Source organism: Anoxybacter fermentans (assembly GCF_003991135.1).
In the GTDB taxonomy this organism is placed as follows: Bacteria; Bacillota; Halanaerobiia; order DY22613; family DY22613; genus Anoxybacter; species Anoxybacter fermentans.
In genome coordinates, this window is the sequence record NZ_CP016379.1 from 1,323,812 (window position 1) to 1,349,907 (window position 26,096).

The window sequence follows — 26,096 nt, forward strand, 5'->3', positions numbered from 1 at the left end:
TTTCTATATCACCACCTATTCAACAACTTAAGCCTTAAAAAGAATTACCGTAATATTATCCAAACCACCTTTATTGTTAGCTGCTTCAACTAAAAGTTCTGATTTCTCCTGAAGAGAACCCTCTCCTTTAAGAATCTGAATAATCTCTTCTTTTGTTAACATATTGTTTAATCCATCAGTACATAAAAGTATTATATCAGACCTTTCCAATGAAAAGCAATTGATTTCAACATTTAATTCATTGCCTGATCCGAGAGCTTGAAGTAAAATATGTTTATGGGGATGATTTTTAGCTTCTTCCTCTGAAATTTGATCATTTTTTAAAAGTTCATTAACCAGAGAATGATCAGTAGTAATCTGTAATAAGTCCTGATCACGATATAAATAAACACGGCTATCTCCAACATGACCAATATAAAGTAAATTTTCTTTAATCACAGCAATAGTCAAAGTTGTACCCATTCCCTGACATGCAGGATCATTAAGCTGCCTCTCATAAATTCTTTTATGGGCATCCATAATTATATCTTTTAACATCTGACGAATATCTTCTCTCTGCCCCTGATATTGGCGGATAGTCTCAATAGCCATAGCACTTGCAACTTCCCCAGCCTTATGTCCTCCCATTCCATCTGCAACTGCAAAGATTTTTATATCTCCATCCAGGGCAAGATAACTATCCTGATTTATGGTTCTAACCTTTCCCACATCGCTTCTTACCCCGTAATCCATTTAAAAACCACCTCATTTTAATCGAAATTTCAACAGTGTGGAACCTATGCAAATTTTATCTCCTGATTTCAGTGGACTAATCGTTATTCTTTTACCATTGATAAATACCCCATTGGTGCTATTTAAATCCTCAATCTGCCAATTGTTATTATTATAAACAATCCGGGCATGATAGCGGGAAACATTGGGATCATTGATCATTATCTGATTATCTTCTCTTCTGCCTATTGTTATAATTGATCCAATCAGATTAAACTTTTTTCCTTCATCATTTCCCTCAAGAACCTCGAGGATTGGACTACCACCAGACTTTTTTTTAAAAACCCTTGTCACATCCTGATTTTCCGATATAGCAAATATTTCTCCTTTATCAAAAATCATTGTCTGTTTGCCATTATCTTCATAGATAGGTTCTACTTTAAAGTTCCCCTGGCCAAGTTTTTTATCTACCTTTATAAATATTTCAGGTTCACCCAAAAGATGGTAACCCTGTTTATCGGCATATCGGTGAATATAATCAATAAGCTCTTTAATTAAAAAAGGACGAAAAGGCTCTAATCTTTTCATATCTTCATCTGAAATAAATACCCGATAACGATAAGGCACATATATTTTAAAGACACTTTCTGTCTTAGAAGAATCCATCAACCGCTTGATTTTTAAAGCTATATCTCTGGGTTTTAAAACCTTCTTGCCCAATATTCTTCGTAAAAAATTCATCAACTCCTCGCCTCCCAGTTACGGGACCTAAGTTGACCACAGGCTGCGTCAATATCCGTTCCCCGCTCTTTACGTATGGTTGTCTCAATTCCTGCTTTTTTAAGAATTCCCTGAAATCTATAAATCTGCTCTTCATTAGGCCTTATAAAACCTGTCTTTGGAACAGGATTGATAGGAATTAAATTAACATGACAGAGCAGTCCCTTAAGAAGTTGAACTAACTGACGGGCATGTTCTGTTTGATCATTTATTCCCGCCATCAAAGCATATTCAAAGGTCACACGTCTATTAGTAATCTCTGTGTAATCTTTACAGGCCGCTATTAATTCTTTTAAAGGATATTTCTTATTTATAGGCATTAACCGATTTCTAAGTTCATCATTGGGGGCATGGAGAGAAATAGCTAATACCAACTGCAATTTCTCCTCCGCTAAACGCCTGATCTTAGGTACAAGACCACATGTAGAAAGGGTAATTCGCCTAATGCCAATATTTGCACCTTTAGGATGATTTAAAAGACGAATAGCTTTTAAAGAAGCATCATAATTTTGTAAAGGTTCCCCCATTCCCATTAAAACAACATTTGAAATTTTTACATTCAAATCCCTTTGTACAGCATAAATCTGGTCCACCAATTCACTGGGTAAGAGATTCCGGACAAATCCACCCAATCCGGTAGCACAGAATATACAACCCATCCCACAACCAACCTGGGTAGATATGCAAATACTGTGCCGACCATCATCATAAGGTAAATATACACTTTCTATGGTTTCATTATCATTTAAACGAAAAAGATATTTAATAGTTCCATCTTTCGCTTCCTTTTTTGCTATCGGGGTTAGAACCTGAATAAATGCCTTTTCATCAAGTTTTTTCCGTAAATCCTTAGGAATATTATTCATTTCATTAAAAGAAGTAACATTCTTTCGATGGAGCCATTGAAAGATTTGCCCGGCTCGAAAGCTCTTTTCGCCTATCTCCTCTTCTATAAAGTTTTTCAGTTCATCTAAACTCATGGATTTTAGATCAATTTTCTCCATAGAATCCAAAATCCTTTCTATATTTTAATTTAATTTGCGAATTGCTGCAATAAAGAATCCCTCAGTTTCAGTGACATGGGGTAAAAACTCAAGATAAGGTGTTGAAAATAACTCCTTTTCTTCTTCAGGTAAAAGATACCGTAAATCTATAAGCTCAACACTATCCATCTTAAGTGCTTCTTCAAGTACTTTTTGATTCTCTTCTTCTGTAATGGTACAGGTACTATAAACCATAATTCCACCTGGCTTAAGCCAACTCAAACCCTTTTTTAAGAGAATCTTTTGTAATCGAGCCAGTTCTTTAATCTCCTTTTCAGTTTTCATCCAGCGAATCTCCGGTTTCTGGGCTAACAACCCTAACCCGGAACAGGGAGCATCTAATAAAATCCGATCAAACTGCTCTTCTTTAAGCTCAAGGGTAGTTGTATCAGCGCAAAGGGTCTTAACATTAGTAACACCAAGCCGCTTACAGTTTGCCTCAATCAAATCGATCTTGTGCGAATAAATGTCTATAGCCAGAATCTCTCCTTCATTTCTCATCAAAGCTGCCATATGAGTAGTCTTACCTCCAGGAGCAGCACAAAGATCCGCTACTTTCATCCCCGGCTTTAATTGCAAAGCATGAGCAACCAACATAGAAGCCTGGCCCTGAACAGTAAATTCTCCCTCATAAAATTCCTTTAATTGGGTAAAACCAGTCGCATTCTCCAATAATATCCCCTCAGCGGGATATGGAAGTAAAGAAACTTCATAACCATATTTTTCAGCTAGATTATTTGCTAAAGTTGCGGGATCTATCTTTAATGTATTAGCGCGAATGGTCAATTCAGGTACCCGGTTATTAGCTTTACAGAGTTCTATCGTCTCTTTTACACCATACCGTTTTACCCATTTTTTTACAAGCCATTCGGGATGTGAATAAAAGGTACTGATATAACCAACCGGATCTTTTATCTGATCCGGAAATGAAACCTGATCAATTTTTCGATCAATATTCCGTAAAACCCCATTTATAAATTTGGCAATTCCCATATGGAAATCTCTCTTTGCCAGTTCCACAGTAGTATGGACCGCAGCCCTTACAGGAATTTTATCAAGAAATTTGATCTGATAGACCCCTAGTCTAAGCAGGTTTCTAACTCCAGGGTCTAAATTCTTAACCGGGTGTTTGGAAAATTGATTAATAATATAATCCAGATGCCCGCGCATCCTCAAAACCCCGTAAACCAGTTCAGTAGCTAGCCTACGGTCTCTAAATTCAAGATTGGCCCGGTTAATTTCCCGATTTAAACTCAAATTAGAATAAACTTCTTCGCTGTCAATCTGGGTAAGAACCTTATATGCAATAACCCTTGCTTTATCCATCTAAAACCTCCCAATCTCAATTTCTCCAGTCCGGACAAAAACTTTATCTGATGCTTTAGGTATCTTAAATCCGAACCAATAGAGATTTTCAATATCATATTCTACACCTAAAATTATCATTCCTTCCACTTCTGACGAAGTTGTTGCCACTTTCTGAACCCAAACACTCAAAAAAGGCGAAATCACATTGGCAATACTAATAGCAATCAGAACGTAAAAAATGTTAAACATGCCTGTCTTAAAAAGTAAAAATAAAAAGATAATAGCTGAAGTTAAATTTGCCACTACCATACTGGTTCCGCAGCGGCGGTGAATCACTAAATCCTTTTCCCCCCTCTTTAACCGCTCCAGGCCAACTCTGGCTGCCTTTTCTACCAGGTGGGGGTCGGGAGAATTCAGGATATAAAAGCCATCATTAGTGGCATAACCCGCCAGATTCTGTAAACCCAGATACTCTTCCAGAACATTAACGGTAGCATGTTCTAATCCGTGATTTTTGCGTAAACGCGGATTGAAAGCGATTTTGATAAGCTGGCCCGGGGTGATTAGCAAGGTGATAATTGACTCAAGGGTAAATTTATAAGGTATAAAGATAATCATAAACCCAAGAATTAAAAGAAAAGGCACCAGAAGATACGGAAACAACAAAATGATTATGAAAAAGAGTAATATGAAAAACATATTACTCTTCCCTCCGTGACATTCCAAAGAGAGCCAGAAGTCGTATCAGCTGGGCAATAGCAGCTAAAGCTGCTGCAACATAAGTCAAAGCTGCCGCATTCAAAACCTTACGGGTTGGTTTAAGCTCATCCTGACTTAAATAACCTCCACTTTCTAAAATCGCCATAGCTCTCGAACTTGCATTAAATTCTACAGGTAAAGTAGCAATCTGAAAGAGAACAGCACCAGCATAGAGTAAAACACCAAGTAAAATAATATCTGGACTACGGAAAAAGATAAATCCAAATAGTGCTAAAGGAAGTCCCCATCTAGAACCTATATTGGCAATAGGAAAAATAGCATTTCTAAATCCTAAAGGTACATAATTCTCAGCATGCTGAAGTGCATGACCTGTTTCGTGAGCAGCCACCCCTAAAGATGCCAGAGAACATCCATCATAAACCTGAGGTGACAAACGCACAACTTCACTTCTGGGATCATAATGGTCAGTTAACTCCCCAGAAATCCGTTCAACCCTGACATGATGAAGCCCTGCCCGATCCAGAATATCCCGTGCAACCTGGGCCCCTGTGTAACCACGCCTGTTTGGAACCTGCAAATATTGATAAAAAGTTGATTTTACTTTATACTGAGCCCACATCACCAGAATTATAGCTGGAAGAACAATAATCCATGTTGAGTCATAAATAGGATAATACATCTAATCACTCCTTTCAAGAAATTTTAAAATTGCTTTCTCCATATCATCCACATCCACCGAAGTATTGATACACGGACCTTCCGGCCTGATATTTATCACACCCGTTACCGGAAGCGGATAGGTATCCTGAATTCCACTTGCCAGATCCCTTTCACAGGCTACTGCAACAATTGCTTTTGGTTTTATCTCTTTCACCCATTTTCGGGCCAGCGTTCCTCCGGTGGCTACCGCCATATGAAAGCCATATTTCTCTTTTAAATCCAAAAGTTTATCGATAGCACACTGACCACAACGGCGGCAATTTTCTACATCACTTGTAACCTTATATTTACAGTCAAATTTTTGAATACAGTGGGGTAATAAAACCAATAAGTCTTCTCCTTTGATTCTGATTCCCCTGATTCCAACCAGGCGATTAGAGATTTGAATAAAAGATCGCAGTAAATCCTCCTTTGAATAACCAAACAACCGGGCAGCGAAAATTGCCAGCGGAAAAAGGTATTCTACTGCAAGATGTGTTGGTAATATCAACCAGGAAATCGGTCTTTCTAAAATCAGTATTAATACTATACTGCCAAATCCTAAAGCAAAAATTACGAGAATAACAGAAAGAATTACTGACAGACTGGTTAAAATAAACCTGGTAATGGATGTGATACCTACAACCTGTAAATACCAGATGGCCCCTGCAATAATGGCAATTGCTATTAGGGTAAGAAAGAGGAGAATCAAAAAAAACCATTCTTCTCTATTTCGCATTTCCAAACACTTCACCTTTTTTAACATTATGTCCATTCAAAAAAGCACCAACATCCATCCGCCGACTGTTGGCAGACTGGACTTCAGTTAACCACAGGCCGCCTTCTTTTGTCTGGACTAAAATTCCCTTTTTTAAATCCACATCCATAACCTGGCCTGGAATTCCTCCGGTAAGATTCTCCTCAATTCGGGTCTTCCAGATTTTAAAAATCTCCCCTTTATACCAGGTATATGCACCGGGCCAGGGGTCCATCCCACGCACCAGGTTATAAATTTTTCTGGCAGGCTGATTCCAATCTATTTCCCCATCTTCTTTTTTGATCTTTGGTGCATAAGTAGCCTTTTCATGTTGTTGAGGAATCCGGGGAGCTGTCCCGTTTTTAATTTGACGCAAAGTCTCCACAAGCACCTCACTCCCCAGTTCTGCCAGTATATCATGAAGTTCCCCAACTGTCATTTCTGACCCAATCTCAACTTCTTTTTGCAAAATCATATCACCCGTATCCCAGCCTTTATCCATATACATAGTAGTAATACCAGTTTTAGTTTCACCATTTATAATTACCCTATGTATTGGACCTGCACCGCGATATTTGGGTAACAGTGAAGCATGAACATTGATACAGCCGTAAGGTGTTAAATTAAGTAATCTTTCTTTCAAAAGTTGTCCATATGCAACCACAACTATAGCATCTAAATTCATCCCTTCCAATTTATCGACAAACTCCGAATCATTTACATTTTCAGGTTGATAAACAGGCAAATTAGCTTCTAAAGCCACTTTTTTAACAGGCGAATAGGTTACCTTATAACCTCTCCCTCGTGCTCTATCAGGCTGGGTCACAACTCCTATTACATCTATAAAGTCAGCATTAAGTAATCCTTTAAGACATATAGCAGCAAAATCCGGTGTACCCATAAATACTACCCGCATACTATCACCTTCTTTATTGTTCTTTAAAAATTACTCTTTATAAATTTTATCGATAAATAATATTCCATCTAGATGGTCGATTTCATGCTGTAGCGCCCGGGCTAAAAGATCTTCTGATTCTATTTCAATTTCTCTACCATTGATATCCAGACCCCGAACTTTTACAAACTGATATCGTTCTACTAAAGCTCTCTCACCGGGAATACTTAAACATCCTTCTTCTCCTACCTGCGAACCCTGCTTTTCAACGATTACCGGATTGATCAGTGCAATGGGATTATCATCCAAATCAATAACGATAATCCGCTTAGAAATTCCTATCTGAGGAGCAGCAAGCCCAATTCCCGGTGCATCATACATAGTTTCAAACATACTATCAATTAATTTCCGGGTTTTATTGGTAATTTCTTTAACTTCTTTTGCTTTTGTCCGTAATACAGGATCTCCGATTTTTCTAATAGGATATATAGCCATCAAAAAACACCTCCACAATAATTATATTATAATATTCCAATGGGGTCTACATCAACTGACACAACAACAGAAGATTTTTGTTCATTATAATAAATTTTCATCACTTCCTGACAGATTCTTCTCAATAATTCACCTTCTCTGCTCCTTAAGATAATTTGCCAGCGATATTTACCTCTAACTCTTGCCAGAGGAGCTGGAGCAGGACCCGAAACTTCTATGGGAACATCTGGGCCAATCCTTTTTGTAAATAAATTAGCCAACCGATGGGCCTCTTCAATTACCAGCTTTTCTACTTCATCCTGAATTATAATATTAATTAACTGACTAAAGGGAGGATGTAAAATCTCCTTTCTAAAACCAATCTCCTCATGGAAAAAAAGATCATAATCATGGTTTTTGGCTGCTTTGATACTGTAGTGTTCAGGTGAGTAAGTTTGAATGATTACCTCTCCCTGCTCTTCCCCCCGGCCTGTCCTACCTGCTACCTGGGTTAATAATTGAAAAGTTCGTTCTCCACTCCTGAAATCAGGAAAGTATAATGCAGTATCAGCAATCACAACTCCTACTAAAGTCACATCTGGAAAATCATGTCCTTTAGTAATCATCTGAGTACCAATGAGAATGTCTATTTTTTTCTCCCGAAAGGCTTTTAAAATCCTATCATGTGCTCCTTTTTGTCGGGTTGTATCCACATCCATTCTCGCAACCCTGGCATATGGAAACTGTTTACGAGTAAATTCCTCTACCTGTTGAGTTCCGATTCCAAAATACTTAATATATTTACTTCCACAATTAGGACATAAATGAGGGGGGCTTTCATGATAATCACAATAATGGCACTGGAGTAGATTAATGTCAGCATGATATGTTAAAGAAACATCACAGTACTGACATCTAATCACATATCCACACTCCCTACAAAGAACAAAATTAGAAAACCCCCGCCGGTTCAAAAATAAAATTACCTGTTTTTTTTCGGATAAACGTTTCTCTATAGCTTCATTTAACCTTTTACTGAAAATGGTTCGATTTCCGTTTTTAAGTTCACGCCGCATGTCAATAATTTCTACCGGTGGTAATGGACTTAAATTCACCCGTTCAGGAAGTGTAATCAACTCATATTCTCCGATTACCGCCCGGTAAAAACTTTCAACAGCAGGTGTTGCTGATCCCAGGACAGTTACTGCTCCAGATAGTTTTGCCCGTTTAATAGCTACATCCCGGGCATGATATTTCACCTGATCTGTCTGTTTATAGGAAGTCTCATGTTCTTCATCAATAATGATTAATCCCAAATTTTGAAATGGGGCAAAGATGGCTGATCTAGCTCCCACCACAATCTTTACTTCACCCTGATAAATCCTCCGCCACTCATCAAATCTTTCACCTAAAGATAACTGACTGTGTAATACCGCTACATTAGCACCAAATCTGGATTTAAATCTTTCCACTGTCTGGGGGGTTAAAGCAATCTCAGGAACCAGAACTATAGTGTCTTTACCCTTTTCCAAAGCTTTTGCAATCACCTGAAGATAAACTTCTGTTTTACCGCTTCCAGTAACTCCTTTAAGTAAAATGGTCTTTCCCGGTCTCTTTTCCATAGCCTCAATAATTCTGGTTATAGCCTTATATTGATGAAAAGTAGGCCTTAAAGGTTTGCCTGGTTTGTACTCCTGGGCATCATAAGGATTACGCTGAATTGCTATTTCCTCATAGGTTATAAGTCCTTTTTCCTCTAAACTTTTTACCGTTCCATGATTTGTCTTAAATTTCCGTGCCAGGTCTGCCGCTGTCAGCTTCAAATTTGGATGTTTTAACAAAAAGGATAACATCTCTGCCTGTTTAGGAGCCCGTTTCTTATATTTTTCTATCCACAGTAATCCTTCTTTTTGGGTAATATTAGGACGTACTAACCGTCTGGTTTTAACCCGGACTTTATTTCCAATAATACCTGTAGGAATGGCAGTTTTAATCACATTGATCAACACAGCTTGATAATAATCACTGATCCATTTCATTAATTGAAGCATCTTTTCATCAAATAATGGATAGTCATGAAGGAGTCGGTAAATCTCTCTAGTCTGTTTGACTTCCGGTTCTTCTTTCAATTCTACTACAAACCCTTCAATCTTTCGATGTCCAAAAGGTACCAATACATGGCTACCTATCTGAATCTTTCCTAAAAGTCTTTCAGGTATTTTATAATCAAATGGACGATCGATTTTTTTTAAAGGTAAGTCAACCACAACTCCTGCATAACTTTCCATCTAACATCCCACCTTGTATAAAAACTTAAGAATTTACCCGACAGTTTAACATTCGCAATGTTATTAAACCACCTGCCAAAATCACTATATAAAATGTTAAAAATCTCCATGAAATCATCAAAATCCCCAAAAGATGTAAAGGTACAAAAGGAGCAAAAAAGACTGCAAACCCAAGCTCAGCAGCTCCACTTGCCCCTGGAGTTGGAATATAGGGTAAAATTAAATACATAAAAGTCTGCATAATAAAAGCCCGAATAAAATAAGGCTTTCCACCAAGTCCCATAATAATTACAGGTGCAATCATAAAAAAGAAAACCCAGAAAAGTCCCGTAAAAATTATAGCTAAAAAAAGCTCCATCTTCTTTCGGGAAGCTAAAGTCCATAGACATTCATGAAAAATTTCAATCTCATGATATGCCTGATCGATTATTTCTTCAAATCTACGCCTGTAACTCTCCTTTTTAAATAATTCTTTTATTAAGGGAAAGCGTACCACTAATTTGGCAATTAGAGGAATTACTTGAGGCTTCCAGACAAAAAAAAGAAGAAAAACAGTAATTAAGATACTGCTTCCCACCGCTACCTCAAAAACTTTTTCAGAAAGTTTACCCGGATCGATAAGATACCGATAAAAAAAGAAAAAGATAGAGCCCAAAATTCCAAAAAATAAGTGACGTAACAGCCACTGCACAATAATTATCGATGATGCCTTACCCAAAGATATTCCTAACTGATGTAAAAAAATTATCTGAACAGGACCACCACCAGATGCAAAAGGAGTTACATTAGCAACAAAGGCTCCTACCAGGGAATTTTTGATTCCCTCTTTTAAAGAGAGTTTTTCATCTAGAGCTATTGCCAAAATCTGCATCCTGAATCCCTGTACAACCCACATCAAAAGCATGAGTATAATTGAATAAAATAAATATCGAGGCTTAATTTGTGACATTTGTTTCAATTGTTCTAAGTCCACTGTTCGGACCAACAAAATAACCGAAACAATAATACTTATAGTTAGAGTTAATTTTAATCCTTTTATGATATTTTTTCGTTTAATTTCTTTCATAAGTGCCACCTTTAATTGGTTTATATCGTAATTACCATTGTCTTTATTTAGTATTATTCAACATTAAGCGCAATATTCCTTTAAAAGATATAGGGTGCTTTAGAAAAGCACCCTGAACTTGTTGACAAACCTTTCTTTTTTAGAAATTTGCCCGTGCACTGCCAGAAAAACTAAATATGATTATACTGCAAAAAGCTAATTTTTCACTCTTTGAGAAATTTTTCGAACCATCTAATGCTCGATTTCCGCCGAAATAAGGTTTCCTAATCAAAGGGCCCTCCTGGTCTTTGATTAGCTCATCACCTCCTGTGATGAGGCCTTATTTCGTCGGAAATCTTGCTAAGATGATTTAGCGAAAAATTTCTATGTCGCTCAAAATTAGCTTTTTGCAGTTTAACCAAATATAATTTCTAGCGTATAAGTCAAGGCTTAAAGCCAGGAGGGCTGAAGCCTTGACTTTTAAGGACGCGCAACCAGGATGGCGGAGCGCCCGGTAGTGGAAGAAATTATATTTAGTTTTTCTTTATTCCATCTAGTTTAATTAGTAGTTACCATCGAGCTTATGAAAAAAGCGTAACTTCAAGCCATCACTCACATACTAAAATTAATTCGTTGCCCAAAATAAAAATTGAGAAAAAGCTACCACATTTGGTCGGTTACACTTTTCCTCCCTAGGTTTTAAAAATTCTTTTGGTATCTTGATCTAAACCATAATCCTACTCTTTTCCAAGTCTTGCAACTTCCTCTTCAATAATCTTTTTATCCAGCTTTTTAACGAGAATGTAAGGCTCATTGATTGGCGAACCAGCAGTCAACTCACTATATTCCCAACTCGGAGAACAATTCAAAAATGCTAAAGCTTTTGTAGCAATACCCGGGACAAATGGATAGCACAAATTAGATAGGTTAAGTATGAGATCCAAACAAACTTTTAAGGTGGTTGCAGCTTTCTCTTTGTCTGACTTCACTGTCAACCACGGAGTTTGGACATCAAAATATTTATTACTTGCACGAATAACTTCAAAAATTTCTTTCAGTGCCTCTTTTAATTCTCCCTTTTCAATTAACTCTCCAACCTTTGTATATAAACCTTTACATAAATTTAAAATGGCATAATCCTCACTGGTGTACTCGGCTGGAGTTGGAACGACTTTACCAAAACCTTTAATTACTAAAGCAAGAGTCCTATTTATTAAGTTACCATATGCTCCTAATAATTCACCATTATTTCTTTCGAGAAATTCACTCCAGGAAAAATCACTATCTCTCTTTTCAGGCCCATTTATAATTAAGAAGTATCTTAATGGATCAGCATCATATCTACTCAAAAAATCTTCTGCCCATATAGCCCAATTTCTACTAGTTGACAGCCTTTTGCCTTCTATTGTTAAATATTCACTGGATATGATGTGTGAAGGTAATGATTGAATTCCCAGTCCCATCAAAAGGGCTGGAAAAATAATTGTATGAAATGGTATATTGTCCTTACCGTGAATATAATATGAGATGACAGAATCATTCCAAAAATCTTTCCAGAGGTCTTCATTACCTCTTTCTTTTGCCCATTTCATACTTGCAGTTAAATAACCCAATACTGCTTCAAACCAAACGTAGATTTTTTTATCTTCATATCCCTTGATTGGAACACTAATACCCCAGTCAAGGTCTCTGGATATTGCCCGATCTTTTATACCTTCTCTTAAATATCTCCTTGTTAAGTTAATCGCGTTAGCTCTCCACTTATCTTCATTTTTGTCAACAAGTTCTGCAATTTTATCCTGGAATTTAGAGAGCTTTATAAATAAATGTTCTACATCTTTTACAACAGGTTCAGTGTGACAGACTGTACATTTTTTATCTGTTAAATATTCAACTTCAATTAATGAACCACATACATCACATTGGTCACCTCTTGCTCCTGCCGCTCCACAATTATAACAGGTACCAGTTATATATCGATCAGGTAAAAATCTGTTACACTTAGGGCAGAAAGCTTGTTTGACCTCTTTTGAATAGAGCAAATCATTACGATATAATTGCTTTATAAATTCTTGAACTTTTTCCTTATGAAAATCTTCCATTGTATTTGTGTATATATCATAGTCAAAGCCCAATTTTTCAAATGTATTCTTAAATTCATTGTGATATGTACCAGCTATGTTCTGTGGTTCCACTCCTTCATTGGCTGCTTTAACAGATATAGGAGTTCCATGGCAGTCAGAGCCTGATACATATAAAACATTTGCACCAGTTAGCCTATAATATTTAGCAATTACATCTCCCGGCAACAATGCAGCAATATGACCTAAATGCAATGACCCATTTGCATAAGGCCAGGCTCCTCCAATAAAAACATTCTTGTTACGATTTCTTAACTTAGTCATTCTCTCAAAACCTCCTTATTTTACTAAGATGTTTTTATCTGTATTTATTGTATTATATATTATTTTTCTAAAAACTTCAATATCTTATGACGGTTTTGAACAAGAATTTATGACTAAATGAATTAAAAATCCTTTCATCTTTTCCCTGGTTTGATGCAAAACACCTGCATTACTATTATTAGTACCCAAACCTGCTGCAATACCTACTTATTCCCAATCCTTAACTAATCGAGTAGGGAACGGGGTCTCCCCGCCGCCCTCTCACATCACCACTAGTACCGTTCGATAAGTGGCGGTTCGCCAAACTATTTAACGGTGCTTAGAATATGTTGCTATCAGATAAATTAAGCCCTGTTTAACCCAGTATTGGTTGGTCAGAGCTATGTATATTTGCTGAGTTTTGGATATTCGCCAATATCCTTTGTCTGGGGAAAAGCAACAAAGAAGTACAAAGCAAGGCTCAAAGCAAAAATTAATGACCTCCTAAAAGAGATTGAGAAAACTAATGAAGGATTAAACTGCAAAAAGCTAATTTTGAGCGACATAGAAATTTTTCGTTAAACCATCTTAGTGAGATTCCAGTCGAAATAAGGCCTCATCACAGGATGTGATGAGGCCTTATTTCGACTGAAATCGAACTTTAGATGGTTCAAAAAATTTCTCTTGAAGCGAAAAATTAGCTTTTTGCAGTAAAATCATGCCGTATGATAAAGAAAACGACGAGTTTATTTGTCCTGCTCAAAGAAGGCTCATTTACTGCAAGATAAAGGAAATTAATACTAAAAACGGATATACTAAACAAATTAGATATTACAAATACGAAAATTGTGATGGATGTGAGTTAAAGGAAAATTGTACCAGGACCAAAGGTGATCGAATATAAGCAAAAAGTAAAGGAAAACCTTTGTTCCGATAAAGACAAAGCTATGTTCCCAAAGAGCAATTGAAGCAGAATCTGTCTTTGGAAGGATCAAAAGCAATTGGTCATTTTAGAGATTTATGCTACGTGGTCTTGAGAAAGTGAAAATTGAATGGGGTTTACTGTGTATAACCTGGCTAAACTGGCAACAGTATAGAAGGTCAGGTATAACCGTTTATTTTCTTAACAGAAAAATCTTAAATGAACCATGAAAAAAGGGGCTATGCCCCAAAAGTAATTAATTACCTTTGGGACAGCCCCTTCGACTATTTCAAAGCTTTTTTCAAAACTTCAACCTTGTCCAATCTTTCCCAGGGAAGATCAAGATCATTACGACCAAAGTGACCATAAGCCGCAACCTGGCGATAAATAGGACGTCTTAAATCCAGATCCCGAATAATGCAGGCAGGTCTTAAGTCAAAGTTTTCTTTGATCAGCTCAACGATCTTCTTCTCATCAATCCTGTTAGTTCCAAAGGTGTCAACCATGATAGAAACAGGTTCTGCTACACCAATAGCATAAGCCAGCTGCACTTCACATTTATCAGCCAGACCTGCTGCTACTACATTTTTTGCTACATAACGGGCAGCATAAGCTGCAGAACGGTCAACCTTTGTTGGGTCTTTCCCAGAGAAAGCACCACCGCCGTGACGGGCATAACCACCGTAGGTGTCCACAATAATCTTTCGACCGGTAAGTCCGGCATCGCCCTGTGGACCGCCGATAACAAAACGACCAGTTGGATTAATTAAATAACGGGTCTTATTATCCAGCAGGTTTTCTGGAACAATTGGCTTAATTACATGTTCAATAAGATCTTTTTCAATCTGCTCTAAAGTAACTTCTGGATTATGTTGAGCGGAAACAACGATAGTATCAACTCGAATAGGCTTGTCATCTTCATATTCAATAGTAACCTGGGTTTTACCATCAGGACGAAGATAAGGTAAAGTTTTGTTTTTACGAACTTCTGCCAAACGACGAGCCAGTTTGTGAGCAAGCATAATAGGTGTTGGCATGTATTCTTCGGTTTCATTGGTAGCAAAACCAAACATCAAGCCCTGGTCGCCGGCTCCAATAGCTTCTTCTGCTTCCATTTCACCTTTTTTAGCTTCCAGTGCTTTGTCTACACCCATTGCGATATCCGGTGATTGTTCATCAATGGAAGTAATTACAGCACAGGTATCGGCATCGAAACCATACTTGGCCCGGGTATAACCAATATCCCTAATAGTATCACGAACCAGTTTGGGAATATCAACATAACATTTGGTGGTAATTTCACCTCCGACCAGGACCAGACCAGTAGTCAAAAAACACTCACATGCAACTCTTGCATTCGGATCATTCGCAAAAATTGCATCCAACACAGCATCCGAAATCTGATCTGCCATCTTATCTGGGTGGCCTTCAGTTACAGACTCGGAAGTAAAAAGATATCTCTTTGTCATCCTTTTAATCACCCTTTCTTAAAAGATTAAAACCAGAGTTGCTAATTACTACCTGGTTCATAATTAACTTTTTACATACAAAAAAGAAACTCCCCGCGCAAGGGAGAGTTGCTTACTTAGTAAACATCTCTCAAGATACCTTGCAGGATATCGAGATACCTTGCAGGATTTGGCACCATACACATATGTGCTGGTTGCCGGGTTTCATAGGGCCAGTCCCTCCACCTCTCTTGATGTTTACCCCTAGTTTGGCTTATTTACTTTTGCTAAATACAGTATAACAACCAATTCGAAAATTGTCAATATATCTAAAGAAATTTTTTCTAATTTTGTTTAGAAAATTAATTTTAGATTTCAACTGGAATCTCTCTAATCACTTCTACCCCCCGCTCTGAAACCCGGCAAGTATAGGCTTTGACCTGTACACCAGATGCCATTGCCTCTCGTAAAGCGGTTCCAAACTCCGGGTCGGTTTCATCATTAGGTTTAAAAGCGACAGCATCATCTCTTTGTACCAAAAAGACAATAAATGCCTGAAAACCTTCTTTTTGGGCACGTATCAATTCCCTTAAATGTCGAGCACCTCTGGATGTGGGTGCATCAGGAAACATAGCTATACCATCCTTTACCAAGGTAACCGATTTAATTTCACAATATCCTTCTTTTTCCCCGGTAAGTTTCAGATCTAATCGACTGTCACCATAACTCACTTCCCGCCGTTCTACCTTTAATCCACCAAAACCCGGTAGTTGGCCTTTATTAATAGCTTCTTCCACCAGATAATTAGGTAGACGGGAATCAATCGAAACAAGATAACCATCATATTCAGCCATAATCAAATCATAGGAAGTTTTACGTCCCTCCCCGGACTTTTCTTCTAAAACCACCCGATTTCCAGAAAAGAGAAGTTCTTTCATCCTTCCAGAATTAGGCACATGGGCTTTAACAACCTGACCATCTACTTCTACCTTTGCCACAAACCGATTGAGACGTTTAATAAATCTGCCTGTTTTTGTTGGATTCTTAATTAAATACATCTAAAGCCTTCTCCTTATTTAACTTGCGCTTTTCTACGATAAATAATCAGAGTAATGGATCCTATAATCGTTAGCACACTAACCAGTTGTGCTACTCTGATTGGACCTAACATTAAACTATCGGTTCTTAACCCTTCAATAAAGAACCGGCCAAAAGAGTATAAAGACAAATATGCTAAGAAAACCTCACCAGTTTTTATAAACTTCTTTCGTCTAAGCCAGAGCAAAAATGCAAAAACTAACAAATTCCAGATAGATTCATATAAAAATGTCGGATGGCGATATGCACCGTCAATATACATGGCCCAGGGCAGATCAGTTTCATATCCATAAGCTTCCTGATTGACATAATTACCCCACCGTCCGATAGCCTGGGCTAAAATAATACCTGGAGCTGCTATATCTGCAATATCCCAGAAGTTAACTTTATAATATCTAGTGACAAATATTCCCACAATAACAGCAGCAATTAAAGCACCATGGATAGCAAGTCCACCTTCCCAGATATATAAAGCCCGGATGGGATTATCACTATAAACTTCCCAGCGAAAGATTACATAATAAAGTCGGGCACCAATAATACCAGCCGGTACACCATAAATAATCAGATCATAGAAGAGTTCCAGGTTATAACCCCGTCTTTTTCCTTCCCGTAAACCCAAAAAAAATGCTGCAAGCACACCTAAACCAATAAGAATTCCATACCAATGAACAGCAAAAGGGCCTATTTTAAATGCTATAGGATCAATCAATGATTTCACCCCTTTTCTTTCAATCTTTTAAAATTATATTGGATAAGTCTGTACAAGTCAAGTAGTAAGGGTAAAGATTATATATATAGTTTTAGAGTTTTTTTAACTAAAAGAAAATATGATTAAATTGCAAAAAGTTAATTTTGAGCATCATAGAAATTTTTCGTTAAACTATCTTAGTAAGATTTCAGTCAAACTTTAGATGGTTCGAAAAATTCCTTTATGAAACAAAAAATTAGCTTTTTCGTGGTAAAATCAGATATAATTGACAATATTATCAGATTGATGATAAAAAGAGCGTCTGAAAACCCATATATATACTGAGGTTTTCAGACGCTTCCTTTGACCAAATAAAATTCGTCAATAGCCTCAGTAATACTCTGGAGTCTTGTCCCTAAATTTATCTAATGTTTATCTTAATCTGTAAATCCGTGCTTCATAGGGGCGAAGTTTAATCTGTTCTAACTTTTCATCTTGAACTGGATAATTTGCAATGAGTAATTGATAATCCTTATATGGGATCTCATCTAAGGTAAAATTAAGTTTTTCTTTTGAGAAATTTAAAATAATAAGAAAGCGATCATTATCTAACTGACGAATGTAACTATAGATCTTTTCATGGTCTTCAAATAAAGGAATATAATTTCCATAAATAAGAGCCAGATTTTCTTCCCGTTTTCTTAATCGAATAAGTTTTTTATAATAATTTAAAACAGAGTCAGGATCTTTTTGAGCTTCCTCGACATTAATCTGTTTATAGTTGGGATTAACCTTAAGCCAGGGAGTCCCTGTTGTAAATCCTGCATTTTTACCAGCAGTCCACTGCACAGGAGTCCTGGCATTATCTCGACTTTTAGGCATAAGCTCCTTAAGAACTTCCTCAGGATCTCGCCCTTTTGCAACTTCTTCGTGATAGTAGTTTACTGTATCAATATCATTGTACTCTTCAATGGAAGAAAACTTAACATTAGTCATTCCAATTTCTTCACCCTGGTAGATATATGGTGTACCGGGCAGGGTTAGAAGCATAGTAGCTAAAAGTTTTGCAGATTCTTTCCGATAATTTTGATCATCACCAAAACGGGAAACCTGTCTTGGTTGATCGTGATTATTTAAATATTGGCTATTCCAACCCTTTTCTTTCAAAGCTTCATACCATTTTTTCTGTATTTTTTTGAATTTTAATAGATTTGAATCTTTAAAATCCGGCAGATCCATATGTTCAAATTGAAAAATCATATTCAGCTCCTCTCGATCTTCATTGACATAAAGAGCACCAATTTCTGGGGTAACAAAAGGAGTCTCTCCTACAGTCATAATGTCATATTTACTTAAAATTTGCCGGTTCATTTCGTGTAAGACCTCGTGAACAAGGGGCTGATTTGCCCAATGTTCAGGAGCCATTACATAATCATCAAAGTTATCTTTATTCTTACCATCAGGAAGCCCTTCTGCTTTACCAATTAAATTGATTACATCCATCCGAAAACCGTCTATACCCTTATCTAACCACCATTTAATCATCTTAAAAATCTCTTTTTTAACCTCTGGATTCTTCCAATTCAAATCAGGCTGTTTTTTGGCAAAAAGATGGAGATAATATTCACCTGTTTTTTCATCCCATTCCCATGCTGAACCGTGAAAAAACGAGCGCCAGTTGTTCGGTTCTTTGCCATCTCTTGGCGGACGCCAGATATAATAATCACGTTTTGGATTATCTTTAGAAGAACGTGATTCAATAAACCACGGATGTTCGTCAGAAGTATGATTGATGACTAAGTCCATAATTAGCTTCATACCACGTTTATGTACTTCACTTAAAAGCTCATCAAAATCTTCCATAGTACCAAATTCGTCCATAATATCATAGTAGTCTGATATATCATACCCATTATCAGCATTAGGAGATTTGTATATAGGACAAAGCCAGATTACATCTACACCCAGATCTTTTATGTAATCTAATTTTTGAATAATTCCCCTTAAATCCCCAATACCATCTCCATTAGAATCATAAAAACTGCGAGGATAAATTTGATAGACAACTGCCTCTTTCCACCATTTTCTTTCCATATATTTATCTCTCCTTTTCTTACCTGGTTTAATTTCTTTTCAGTAAAATAGCATAAAAACTAAACTTACGGGATAATTTTTTTTAATCCATGATTAAACTGCAAAAAAGCTAATTTTGAGCGACATAGAAATTTTTCGTTAAACCATCTTGGTGAGATTTCAGTCGAAATAAGGCCTCTATGAAGGTTGATGAGCTAATCAAAGATCGGGATGACCCATTGATTAGTGTGCCTTATTTCGACTAAAATCGAACTTTAGATGGTTCGAAAAATTTCTTTTGAAGCGAAAAAATTAGCTTTTTGCAGTAAAGTCATTCATAAAATTAAGTACCCGATCCAGAATTCGATGGGCCAGCTCTTTTTTTGACATCATGGGTAATATCTCTTTACCATTCCGACTCAAAATGGTTACTTTATTGGTATCTACACCAAAGCCTGATCCCTTTATCGAAACATCATTGGCAATAATCAAATCAGCATTTTTTCGTTCAAGTTTGCTTTTAGCATTTTCCAACAGGTTTTGGGTTTCAGCAGCAAAGCCAACCAGAATCTGGCCAACTTTTTTTCGCTTACCCAGTTCCGCCAGAATATCCGGCGTCCTGGTCAATTCAATTGTCAAATTCCCTTCACCTTTTTTAATTTTATGTTCAGCTACTTTAACTGGAGTATAATCTGCTACAGCAGCAGCTTTGATCACCACATCGGCATCCTCTACTTCAGAGAGGACAGCTTCATACATTTGTTGAGCACTTATAACCGGAATAACTCTAATCCCCTGTGATGCTTTCAGATGAGTTGGTGCACTAACTAACACTACTTCTGCTCCCCTGAGATACGCTGCTTCAGCAATAGCATAACCCATCTTACCCGAAGAAGGATTAGAAAGAAAACGTACGGGATCAATAGCTTCCCTGGTTCCGCCTGCTGTAACCACCACTTTTTTCCCCCGAAAATCTTTCGGAGCCAGTTCATAAACTACCCGGGCCACGATCTCATCCGGCTCCGGGAGACGCCCTTTACCTACATCGCCACAGGCTTGCAAACCTTCATTAGGTTCCATAAATAAATAACCGTATTCTTTAAGTTTGGCAATATTCTGTTGAACAATAGGATTATTATACATCTTTACATTCATCGAGGGAACAATAAGTACCGGTGCCTGTACTGCCATTACTGTTGTAGATAAAAGATCATCTGCAATTCCATTGGCAATTTTCCCAATAATATTGGCAGTTGCAGGGGCTATCAAAAAAAGATCAGCTGAATCAGCTAAAGAAATATGCTCCACATTCCAGACCTTTGGTTCTTCAAATTGTTCCACATGAACAGGATTGTTGGAAATAACCCGAAAAGTCAATGGTTGAATGAATTCAGTGGCTGATCTGGTCATAATCACACGAACATTGGCCCCCATTTTTTTCAACGAACTAACAACACTAACCACTTTAAATGCAGCAATTCCCCCTGTAACACCTACAACTATAGTTTTATCTTTCAACATAAATTATCACCCCTAATGAAAAAAGGGGCTAAAAAAAGTAAACGAGCCCCTAATTATTTAATTCCTTCCCTATTTGAACGTTTAATGGTAATTTTGCCTGCATAGATTTCTTCTAAAGCATGGGATACTGGCTTTTTACCCTCATACTCTAATAACGGCTCTGCTCCTTCATTTAACATTCTGGCCCGCCGTGCAGCAGCAATTGCCAGAGTATAAGGACTATCTACTTTCTTAAGGAGATCATCTAAAGACGGTTTAACCATCATTAAAATCTCCCTCCTTTAAACCTATATAATTTTCAATTCTACATCTTTCCGCAATAATAATTGATTTAAGCTTCTCAACAGCATTCTCAACTACATCATTTATAATCACATAATCATAATTATACATCTTTTCCATCTCAATCTTAGCAGTTTCTAAACGTTCACTGATTTTAGTCTCATCCTCTGTTCCACGTTTTTGAATCCTTAAACGAAGTTCATTTAAAGATGGAGGAGCTAAAAAGATAAACACACCATCAGGGAATTTTTTTCTTATCTGCTCTGCTCCTTGAATTTCAATTTCTAAAATTATATCTTCTCCTGCTTTTAATTTTTCTTCTACATATTTACGGGGAGTTCCATAATAGTTTCCACAGTATTTTGCCCATTCAAGAAGCTCATCATTCTTAATCATCTCCTGAAACTCTTCAACACTTACAAAAAAATACTCTCGACCATGGACCTCCCCTTCTCTTTTAGCACGAGTTGTGGCAGATACAGAATAGTTAATATCTGAATATTCCTTTAAAAGTGCTGCACGTACTGTACCCTTTCCAACCCCAGATGGGCCGGATAAAACAAAGAGTTTCCCCTTCATCCTTCCTCCCCCTCTATTTTATTCCTCTCTGTTCCACTTAAGCGGTGTGATACAGTTTCAGGTTGTACTGCTGATAAAATTACATGATCACTATCCGTAATTACTACAGCCCTCGTCCTTCTTCCATAAGTAGCATCAATTAGCATACCACGATCTCTTGCATCCTGAATGATCCTTTTAATCGGCGCAGATTCAGGACTAACAATGGCAATAATCCGGTTGGCAGCAACAATATTTCCAAATCCAATATTAATTAATTTAATATCCATAATTTTAATTCCCCTTTCTTTGACACTATTCTATATTTTGAATTTGTTCACGAATTTTATCAATCTCACTTTTAATATTGACAACGTGATTGGAAATTACCGCATCAGGAGATTTAGAGCCAATTGTATTGGCTTCCCGATACATTTCCTGTGCAATAAAATCCAGCTTTCTCCCTACAGCACCACCTTTCTCGAGATTTAAACGAAACTGTCCGATATGACTTTTTAAACGAACCAGTTCTTCATTAATACAGCTCCGTTCTGTAAGGATTGCAATTTCCATTGCTAATCGTTCTTCATCAACAATTTTATCCTCTAAAAATTCATTTACCCGGTTCCTCATCCGTTCTTTATACTCTTCTAAAACCTTTGGTTCCCTTTCTTTAATCGCATCCATCTCTTTTTCAATACTATCTAAACGTAAAACCAGATCACGGTAGAGTTCCTCTCCTTCATGAATCCGCATTTGCAAAAGAGAATCCAGACTCTTTTCTATAGTTTCTATTATTATCCCATGCAAGATCTCTTCATCATGTTCCACTTCTTTAAGTTTTAAAACTTCAGGTAAAGAAATTAATGTATCCATAGATAAATTCTGATCAAAATCCAGAGTCTTTTGTAACTTCTTCAATTCAGTATAATAACTCTTTGCCAGTTCAAAATTAAGTTGTGGGGTATAACGTCCCTCGGTAACATCTTCTTCTATCTTTAAATATAAATCAACCCGCCCCCGATCAATTTTATCTTTGATCATTTTTATTAATGTTGACTCTAAAGCCAACAAATAGTTTGGTATATGTAAATAAATATTGGAATAACGGTGGTTAACAGTCTTAATTTCGGCGATAACATGATAACCATCCCGTTTCGTTTCCCCTTTTCCGTATCCTGTCATACTTTTAATCATTCCTGTTTCACCTCCTATTCCGGCTTATTCGCTAATTATAACAGAAAATCTCAAAATCTCACCTTCTGGCTTTTAAATCTATTACTTATCATACCATAGGGATTAAAACAAATGCAAGACTAATTCATACGAAAAAAAGAAAAAAAGTATAAAATCTTTCTATATTTCATTTTAACCTCTACTGAGATTCTTTAAACTGACTTTAAAAATAAAACCTCTACCCGGACCTGAGCAGAGGTTTTACTAAACCTATAAATTATTGACAAACACTTGTTCTTTAAAAACTTGCTCATACACTGGTATAGGAAAAACTAAATATAATTTCTGAAGCGTATAAGTCAAGGCTTAAAGCCAGGAGGGCGGAAGCCTTGACTTTTAAGGACGCGCAGCCAGGACGGCAGAACGTCCGGTAGCGGAAGAAATTATATTTACTGTGGAAGTAAGTTATGTGCACTTCTTCTTTTTCAACAGCCTGAGGTTTTATTAAACCTGATATTTTTCAAGATATTTTTGATGAACTTTTCTATTCAAAATCGTCTGTAAAATATCCAGAATAATGGTAGACCAGCTGGCCATAGCCAATATAATCAGCCATTCCCTGTAATTTAGCATAGTAGTTTTGAAAATCTGTTGAAAGAGCGGAATATAGAGAACACAGAGATGCATTCCTGCAGAAACGGCAACCGCAAGCAAAAGCCAGATATTAGCAAATGGGTTAATTTGCCAGAGAGAATACTTCTCCGAACGGCAGGCAAAGACAAAGATGAGCTGGGCCATTACCAGAGTAGTAAATGCCATCGTCCTGGCTTCAGCCAGTGAACCTCCCTTCCAATAATATTCAAAAATAAATATACTTAATGTACTTAAACCAATCAATATTCCCTGTATAATAATTTTGGTCTGTAAACCATGACTAAAAATACTCTCTTTCGGACTACGGGCAGCCTTTTCATCACATCTTTATCACCGGGGTCAACTCCTAAAGCCAATGCTGGCAGACCATCTGTAACCAAATTCACCCAGAGAATTTGAATTGGAAGTAAAGGTAACGGAAAACCTAATATAATTCCTAAAAAATCGTCAAAATCTCACCAATATTACAGGATAAAAGATAACGGATAAATTTCCGGATATTATCATAAATATTTCGACCTTCCTCTATTGCAGCCACTATGGTAGCAAAATTATCATCAGCCAGAATTAAAGCAGATGATTCCCGGGTCACATCTGTTCCCTTTTTGCCCATAGCAATCCCGATATCAGCCTCTTTAACTGCAGGAGCATCATTTACCCCATCACCAGTCATCGCCACAATTTGACCTCTTGATTTAAAACTTTTTACAATTCGTAATTTATCTTCTGGAGAGACCCGGGCATAAACAGCAATCTGATCAATTTTAGAGGCAAATTCTTCATCATCCATCTGGTTTAACTCTTCACCAGTAATAACCAGATCTCCCTTATTTAAAAGCCCTAATTCTTTAGCAATAGCCTGAGCTGTATTGCGATGATCTCCTGTAACCATTACCGGTTTTATGCCGGCCTGCCGGCAGCGATTGATAGCATCTTTAACCTCTTTTCGCGGTGGATCAATCATTCCAATCAAACCCACAAAGACAAGGTCATTTTCATAATGATCCAATTTCTGATTTTTATCAATTATACAGTTAGGAAGTTTTCGATAGGCTACTGCTAAAACCCGCAAAGCTTCCTGGGTCATATACTCATTCTGATGCATAATTTTTTTTCTCATATGTGAAGTCATTATCTTTACTTGACTGCCATCCTGATATTTACTGCACCGTTCAATGATCAAATCCGGTGCACCTTTAATTAGAAGTTTCTGTACTGGCCCTTCTTTGACAATCACTGACATCCGTTTACGATTGGAATCAAAGGGAATTTCGGCTAGAAATTTATATTTATTTAATTTATCTTTAAAGATTCCCGCTTTAGCACCAGCAAGAAGTAAGGCTCCTTCTGTAGGATCACCTATAATCCGATATTCTTTAAAACGGATTTTCCGGTTAAAAAATTTCTTTTTCTCAGGTTGAATCAGTCTGGCATTGTTGCAATATACTCCAATCTCTAAAGCTAATTGTAAAGCAGAATCATTAAATTTTTTGTCAAAATCAATCATTCGGTTCATGGTATAGACCTTTCGAACCGTCATCCGATTCTGTGTTAATGTTCCTGTTTTATCAGAACAGATTACTGTAGCACAGCCTAAAGTTTCTACAGCAGGCAATTTTCTTACAATAGCGTTTCGTTTAATCATTCGTTGTACTCCAATAGCTAAAGATAAGGTTACAATAGCCGGAAGTCCTTCAGGTATAGCTGCTACCGCCAGACTCACACCAGCAAGAAACATCTGGTAAATTGATTCCCCTTTATATATCCCCACAGCGACAACAGCTGCACAGGTGATAAGGCAGAGCCAGACCATCCATTTTCCCAAATACCGCAAACGCCGCTGTAAAGGTGTATCTTCTTCCTCTACATCTGTTAGCATATTTGCAATCTTCCCCATCTCTGTATCTAAGCCGGTGGCAGTAATCAAAACCCGGCCCCGACCACGAGTTACAGTGGTACCCATATGTACCATATTCTTACGATCTGCAACCACAGTCTTTACATGAAGAGTTTCAGTTGTCTTTTCCACCGGAAAAGATTCACCGGTCAATAGGGATTCATCAACTTCCAGGTTTGTGGCCTCTATAATCCGGCCATCTGCTGGAACCCGATCACCTGCTTCCAATATAACCAGATCTCCCGGCACCAGCTCCCTTGCTTTAACAAATCCAACCTGACCGTTACGGAGTATTCGGGCTTCGGGTGCTGTCAATTCTTTAAGCGCTTGAAGCGAACGTTCAGCTCTATATTCCTGAATAAATCCCAAAAAAGCATTTAAAAAGATGATTGCCATAATGGTTATGGCATCTTCCATCTCCCCCATAAGACTGGAAATTACAGTAGCAGCCATAAGTACCATGATCATAAAATCTCTGAATTGATCTACAAAGATTTTGACAGCAGAAAATTTTTTTCGATCAGGTAATTTATTTAATCCAAAGGTTTTAAGCCGTTTCTTAACTTGATGGGTAGATAATCCATTTTCTAAATCCGTCTCAAGATTTTCTGCCACTTCTTTTGGTGTCATTTGATAATATGTTTTTTTATACATATTCTTTTCTCACCTCCA

21 protein-coding genes, 2 pseudogenes and 1 riboswitch are annotated in these 26,096 nt (G+C 37.2%); of the genes and pseudogenes, 1 reads left to right on the plus strand and 22 read right to left on the minus strand.

Features of this window, described 5'->3' with window-relative positions:
* Window positions 1-27 precede the first annotated feature (27 nt).
* From BBF96_RS05905 to metG, 12 genes are all read right to left on the minus strand, one after another.
* Entirely contained in the window at window positions 28-732 is a 705-nt protein-coding gene (locus tag BBF96_RS05905) for a Stp1/IreP family PP2C-type Ser/Thr phosphatase (RefSeq protein ID WP_127016293.1), read from the minus strand.
* 12 nt (window positions 733-744) lie between these two features.
* Window positions 745-1,452 (minus strand): FhaA domain-containing protein, encoded by a 708-nt coding sequence (locus BBF96_RS05910; protein WP_127016294.1) that lies wholly within the window; start codon window positions 1,450-1,452, stop codon window positions 745-747.
* Window positions 1,452-2,495, minus strand: a complete 1,044-nt coding sequence (gene rlmN / locus BBF96_RS05915) for a dual-specificity RNA methyltransferase RlmN (RefSeq protein ID WP_127016295.1) — start codon at window positions 2,493-2,495, stop codon at window positions 1,452-1,454. The genes BBF96_RS05910 and rlmN overlap by 1 nt, the downstream gene beginning before the upstream one ends.
* Window positions 2,496-2,519: 24 nt before the next feature.
* Window positions 2,520-3,860, minus strand: a complete 1,341-nt coding sequence (gene rsmB, locus BBF96_RS05920; protein WP_127016296.1) for a 16S rRNA (cytosine(967)-C(5))-methyltransferase RsmB — start codon at window positions 3,858-3,860, stop codon at window positions 2,520-2,522.
* Window positions 3,861-4,541, minus strand: a complete 681-nt coding sequence (locus tag BBF96_RS05925) for a DUF6391 domain-containing protein (RefSeq protein ID WP_127016297.1) — start codon at window positions 4,539-4,541, stop codon at window positions 3,861-3,863.
* A 1-nt stretch (window position 4,542) separates the two neighbouring features.
* The gene (locus tag BBF96_RS05930) at window positions 4,543-5,241 is read right to left on the minus strand and encodes a zinc metallopeptidase (RefSeq protein WP_127016298.1); all 699 of its coding nucleotides are present in this window, start codon (window positions 5,239-5,241) and stop codon (window positions 4,543-4,545) included.
* Window positions 5,242-6,000, minus strand: coding sequence for a DUF116 domain-containing protein (locus tag BBF96_RS05935; RefSeq protein WP_127018199.1), 759 nt, complete (start codon window positions 5,998-6,000; stop codon window positions 5,242-5,244).
* On the minus strand, window positions 5,990-6,934 hold the full coding sequence (gene fmt, locus BBF96_RS05940; RefSeq protein WP_127016299.1) for a methionyl-tRNA formyltransferase: 945 nt from the start codon (window positions 6,932-6,934) through the stop codon (window positions 5,990-5,992). Before fmt ends, BBF96_RS05935 begins: the two co-directional genes overlap by 11 nt.
* A 30-nt stretch (window positions 6,935-6,964) precedes the next feature.
* A complete protein-coding gene (def, locus tag BBF96_RS05945) occupies window positions 6,965-7,408 on the minus strand; it encodes a peptide deformylase (protein ID WP_127016300.1) in 444 nt (147 codons plus the stop codon).
* A gap of 26 nt (window positions 7,409-7,434) precedes the next feature.
* Window positions 7,435-9,675, minus strand: coding sequence for a primosomal protein N' (priA, locus tag BBF96_RS05950; RefSeq protein ID WP_127016301.1), 2,241 nt, complete (start codon window positions 9,673-9,675; stop codon window positions 7,435-7,437).
* A gap of 25 nt (window positions 9,676-9,700) precedes the next feature.
* Window positions 9,701-10,741, minus strand: a complete 1,041-nt coding sequence (locus BBF96_RS05955; RefSeq protein WP_127016302.1) for a lysylphosphatidylglycerol synthase transmembrane domain-containing protein — start codon at window positions 10,739-10,741, stop codon at window positions 9,701-9,703.
* A gap of 716 nt (window positions 10,742-11,457) precedes the next feature.
* Complete coding sequence (metG, locus tag BBF96_RS05960; RefSeq protein WP_127016303.1) at window positions 11,458-13,125, minus strand: methionine--tRNA ligase; 1,668 nt, start codon at window positions 13,123-13,125, stop codon at window positions 11,458-11,460.
* A gap of 700 nt (window positions 13,126-13,825) precedes the next feature.
* Between metG and BBF96_RS17625 the strand changes: the two are divergent.
* Window positions 13,826-14,201, plus strand: a pseudogene (locus BBF96_RS17625) (transposase); the annotation flags it as partial.
* Window positions 14,202-14,310: 109 nt separating this feature from the next.
* On the opposite strand, the gene metK reads toward BBF96_RS17625, so the two are convergent.
* The 10 genes and pseudogenes from metK to BBF96_RS06015 form a co-directional block, all read right to left on the minus strand.
* Entirely contained in the window at window positions 14,311-15,495 is a 1,185-nt protein-coding gene (gene metK, locus BBF96_RS05970; RefSeq protein WP_127016305.1) for a methionine adenosyltransferase, read from the minus strand.
* 120 nt (window positions 15,496-15,615) lie between these two features.
* Window positions 15,616-15,735: riboswitch (SAM riboswitch) on the minus strand.
* Between the two features lie 107 nt (window positions 15,736-15,842).
* Window positions 15,843-16,532: a DNA/RNA nuclease SfsA gene (gene sfsA, locus BBF96_RS05975; RefSeq protein ID WP_127016306.1), complete on the minus strand. Its 690-nt coding sequence runs from the start codon at window positions 16,530-16,532 to the stop codon at window positions 15,843-15,845.
* A 14-nt stretch (window positions 16,533-16,546) separates the two neighbouring features.
* Window positions 16,547-17,293 carry a prolipoprotein diacylglyceryl transferase gene (lgt, locus tag BBF96_RS05980; protein ID WP_205665726.1) on the minus strand — a complete coding sequence of 249 codons (747 nt, stop codon included), beginning with the start codon at window positions 17,291-17,293 and terminating at the stop codon, window positions 16,547-16,549.
* 402 nt (window positions 17,294-17,695) lie between these two features.
* Window positions 17,696-19,357 carry a glycoside hydrolase family 13 protein gene (locus BBF96_RS05985; protein WP_127016307.1) on the minus strand — a complete coding sequence of 554 codons (1,662 nt, stop codon included), beginning with the start codon at window positions 19,355-19,357 and terminating at the stop codon, window positions 17,696-17,698.
* A gap of 291 nt (window positions 19,358-19,648) precedes the next feature.
* A complete protein-coding gene (gene coaBC / locus BBF96_RS05990) occupies window positions 19,649-20,857 on the minus strand; it encodes a bifunctional phosphopantothenoylcysteine decarboxylase/phosphopantothenate--cysteine ligase CoaBC (RefSeq protein WP_127016308.1) in 1,209 nt (402 codons plus the stop codon).
* 53 nt (window positions 20,858-20,910) lie between these two features.
* Window positions 20,911-21,123 (minus strand): DNA-directed RNA polymerase subunit omega, encoded by a 213-nt coding sequence (gene rpoZ / locus BBF96_RS05995; RefSeq protein ID WP_127016309.1) that lies wholly within the window; start codon window positions 21,121-21,123, stop codon window positions 20,911-20,913.
* On the minus strand, window positions 21,113-21,718 hold the full coding sequence (gene gmk, locus BBF96_RS06000; RefSeq protein ID WP_127016310.1) for a guanylate kinase: 606 nt from the start codon (window positions 21,716-21,718) through the stop codon (window positions 21,113-21,115). Before gmk ends, rpoZ begins: the two co-directional genes overlap by 11 nt.
* On the minus strand, window positions 21,715-21,987 hold the full coding sequence (remA, locus tag BBF96_RS06005) for an extracellular matrix/biofilm regulator RemA (protein WP_127016311.1): 273 nt from the start codon (window positions 21,985-21,987) through the stop codon (window positions 21,715-21,717). The genes gmk and remA overlap by 4 nt, the downstream gene beginning before the upstream one ends.
* Before the next feature lie 25 nt (window positions 21,988-22,012).
* The gene (locus BBF96_RS06010; RefSeq protein WP_127016312.1) at window positions 22,013-22,894 is read right to left on the minus strand and encodes a YicC/YloC family endoribonuclease; all 882 of its coding nucleotides are present in this window, start codon (window positions 22,892-22,894) and stop codon (window positions 22,013-22,015) included.
* Window positions 22,895-23,377: 483 nt separating this feature from the next.
* Window positions 23,378-26,078: pseudogene (locus BBF96_RS06015) on the minus strand (calcium-transporting P-type ATPase, PMR1-type).
* Between the last annotated feature and the right edge of the window lie 18 nt (window positions 26,079-26,096).

Coding starts and splice junctions, on each gene's coding strand:
- BBF96_RS05905 (WP_127016293.1), bottom strand. CDS start 732: ATGGATTACGGGGTAAGAAGCGATGTGGGAAAGGTTAGAACCATAAAT.
- BBF96_RS05955 (WP_127016302.1), bottom strand. CDS start 10,741: ATGAAAGAAATTAAACGAAAAAATATCATAAAAGGATTAAAATTAACT.
- remA (WP_127016311.1), bottom strand. CDS start 21,987: ATGGATATTAAATTAATTAATATTGGATTTGGAAATATTGTTGCTGCC.
- gmk (WP_127016310.1), bottom strand. CDS start 21,718: ATGAAGGGGAAACTCTTTGTTTTATCCGGCCCATCTGGGGTTGGAAAG.
- def (WP_127016300.1), bottom strand. CDS start 7,408: ATGGCTATATATCCTATTAGAAAAATCGGAGATCCTGTATTACGGACA.
- BBF96_RS05930 (WP_127016298.1), bottom strand. CDS start 5,241: ATGTATTATCCTATTTATGACTCAACATGGATTATTGTTCTTCCAGCT.
- rpoZ (WP_127016309.1), bottom strand. CDS start 21,123: ATGATGGTTAAACCGTCTTTAGATGATCTCCTTAAGAAAGTAGATAGT.
- BBF96_RS05910 (WP_127016294.1), bottom strand. CDS start 1,452: ATGAATTTTTTACGAAGAATATTGGGCAAGAAGGTTTTAAAACCCAGA.
- BBF96_RS05935 (WP_127018199.1), bottom strand. CDS start 6,000: ATGCGAAATAGAGAAGAATGGTTTTTTTTGATTCTCCTCTTTCTTACC.
- BBF96_RS05925 (WP_127016297.1), bottom strand. CDS start 4,541: ATGTTTTTCATATTACTCTTTTTCATAATCATTTTGTTGTTTCCGTAT.
- fmt (WP_127016299.1), bottom strand. CDS start 6,934: ATGCGGGTAGTATTTATGGGTACACCGGATTTTGCTGCTATATGTCTT.
- BBF96_RS06010 (WP_127016312.1), bottom strand. CDS start 22,894: ATGATTAAAAGTATGACAGGATACGGAAAAGGGGAAACGAAACGGGAT.
- rsmB (WP_127016296.1), bottom strand. CDS start 3,860: ATGGATAAAGCAAGGGTTATTGCATATAAGGTTCTTACCCAGATTGAC.
- sfsA (WP_127016306.1), bottom strand. CDS start 16,532: ATGTATTTAATTAAGAATCCAACAAAAACAGGCAGATTTATTAAACGT.
- coaBC (WP_127016308.1), bottom strand. CDS start 20,857: ATGTTGAAAGATAAAACTATAGTTGTAGGTGTTACAGGGGGAATTGCT.
- rlmN (WP_127016295.1), bottom strand. CDS start 2,495: ATGGAGAAAATTGATCTAAAATCCATGAGTTTAGATGAACTGAAAAAC.
- priA (WP_127016301.1), bottom strand. CDS start 9,675: ATGGAAAGTTATGCAGGAGTTGTGGTTGACTTACCTTTAAAAAAAATC.
- metG (WP_127016303.1), bottom strand. CDS start 13,125: ATGACTAAGTTAAGAAATCGTAACAAGAATGTTTTTATTGGAGGAGCC.
- metK (WP_127016305.1), bottom strand. CDS start 15,495: ATGACAAAGAGATATCTTTTTACTTCCGAGTCTGTAACTGAAGGCCAC.
- BBF96_RS05985 (WP_127016307.1), bottom strand. CDS start 19,357: ATGGAAAGAAAATGGTGGAAAGAGGCAGTTGTCTATCAAATTTATCCT.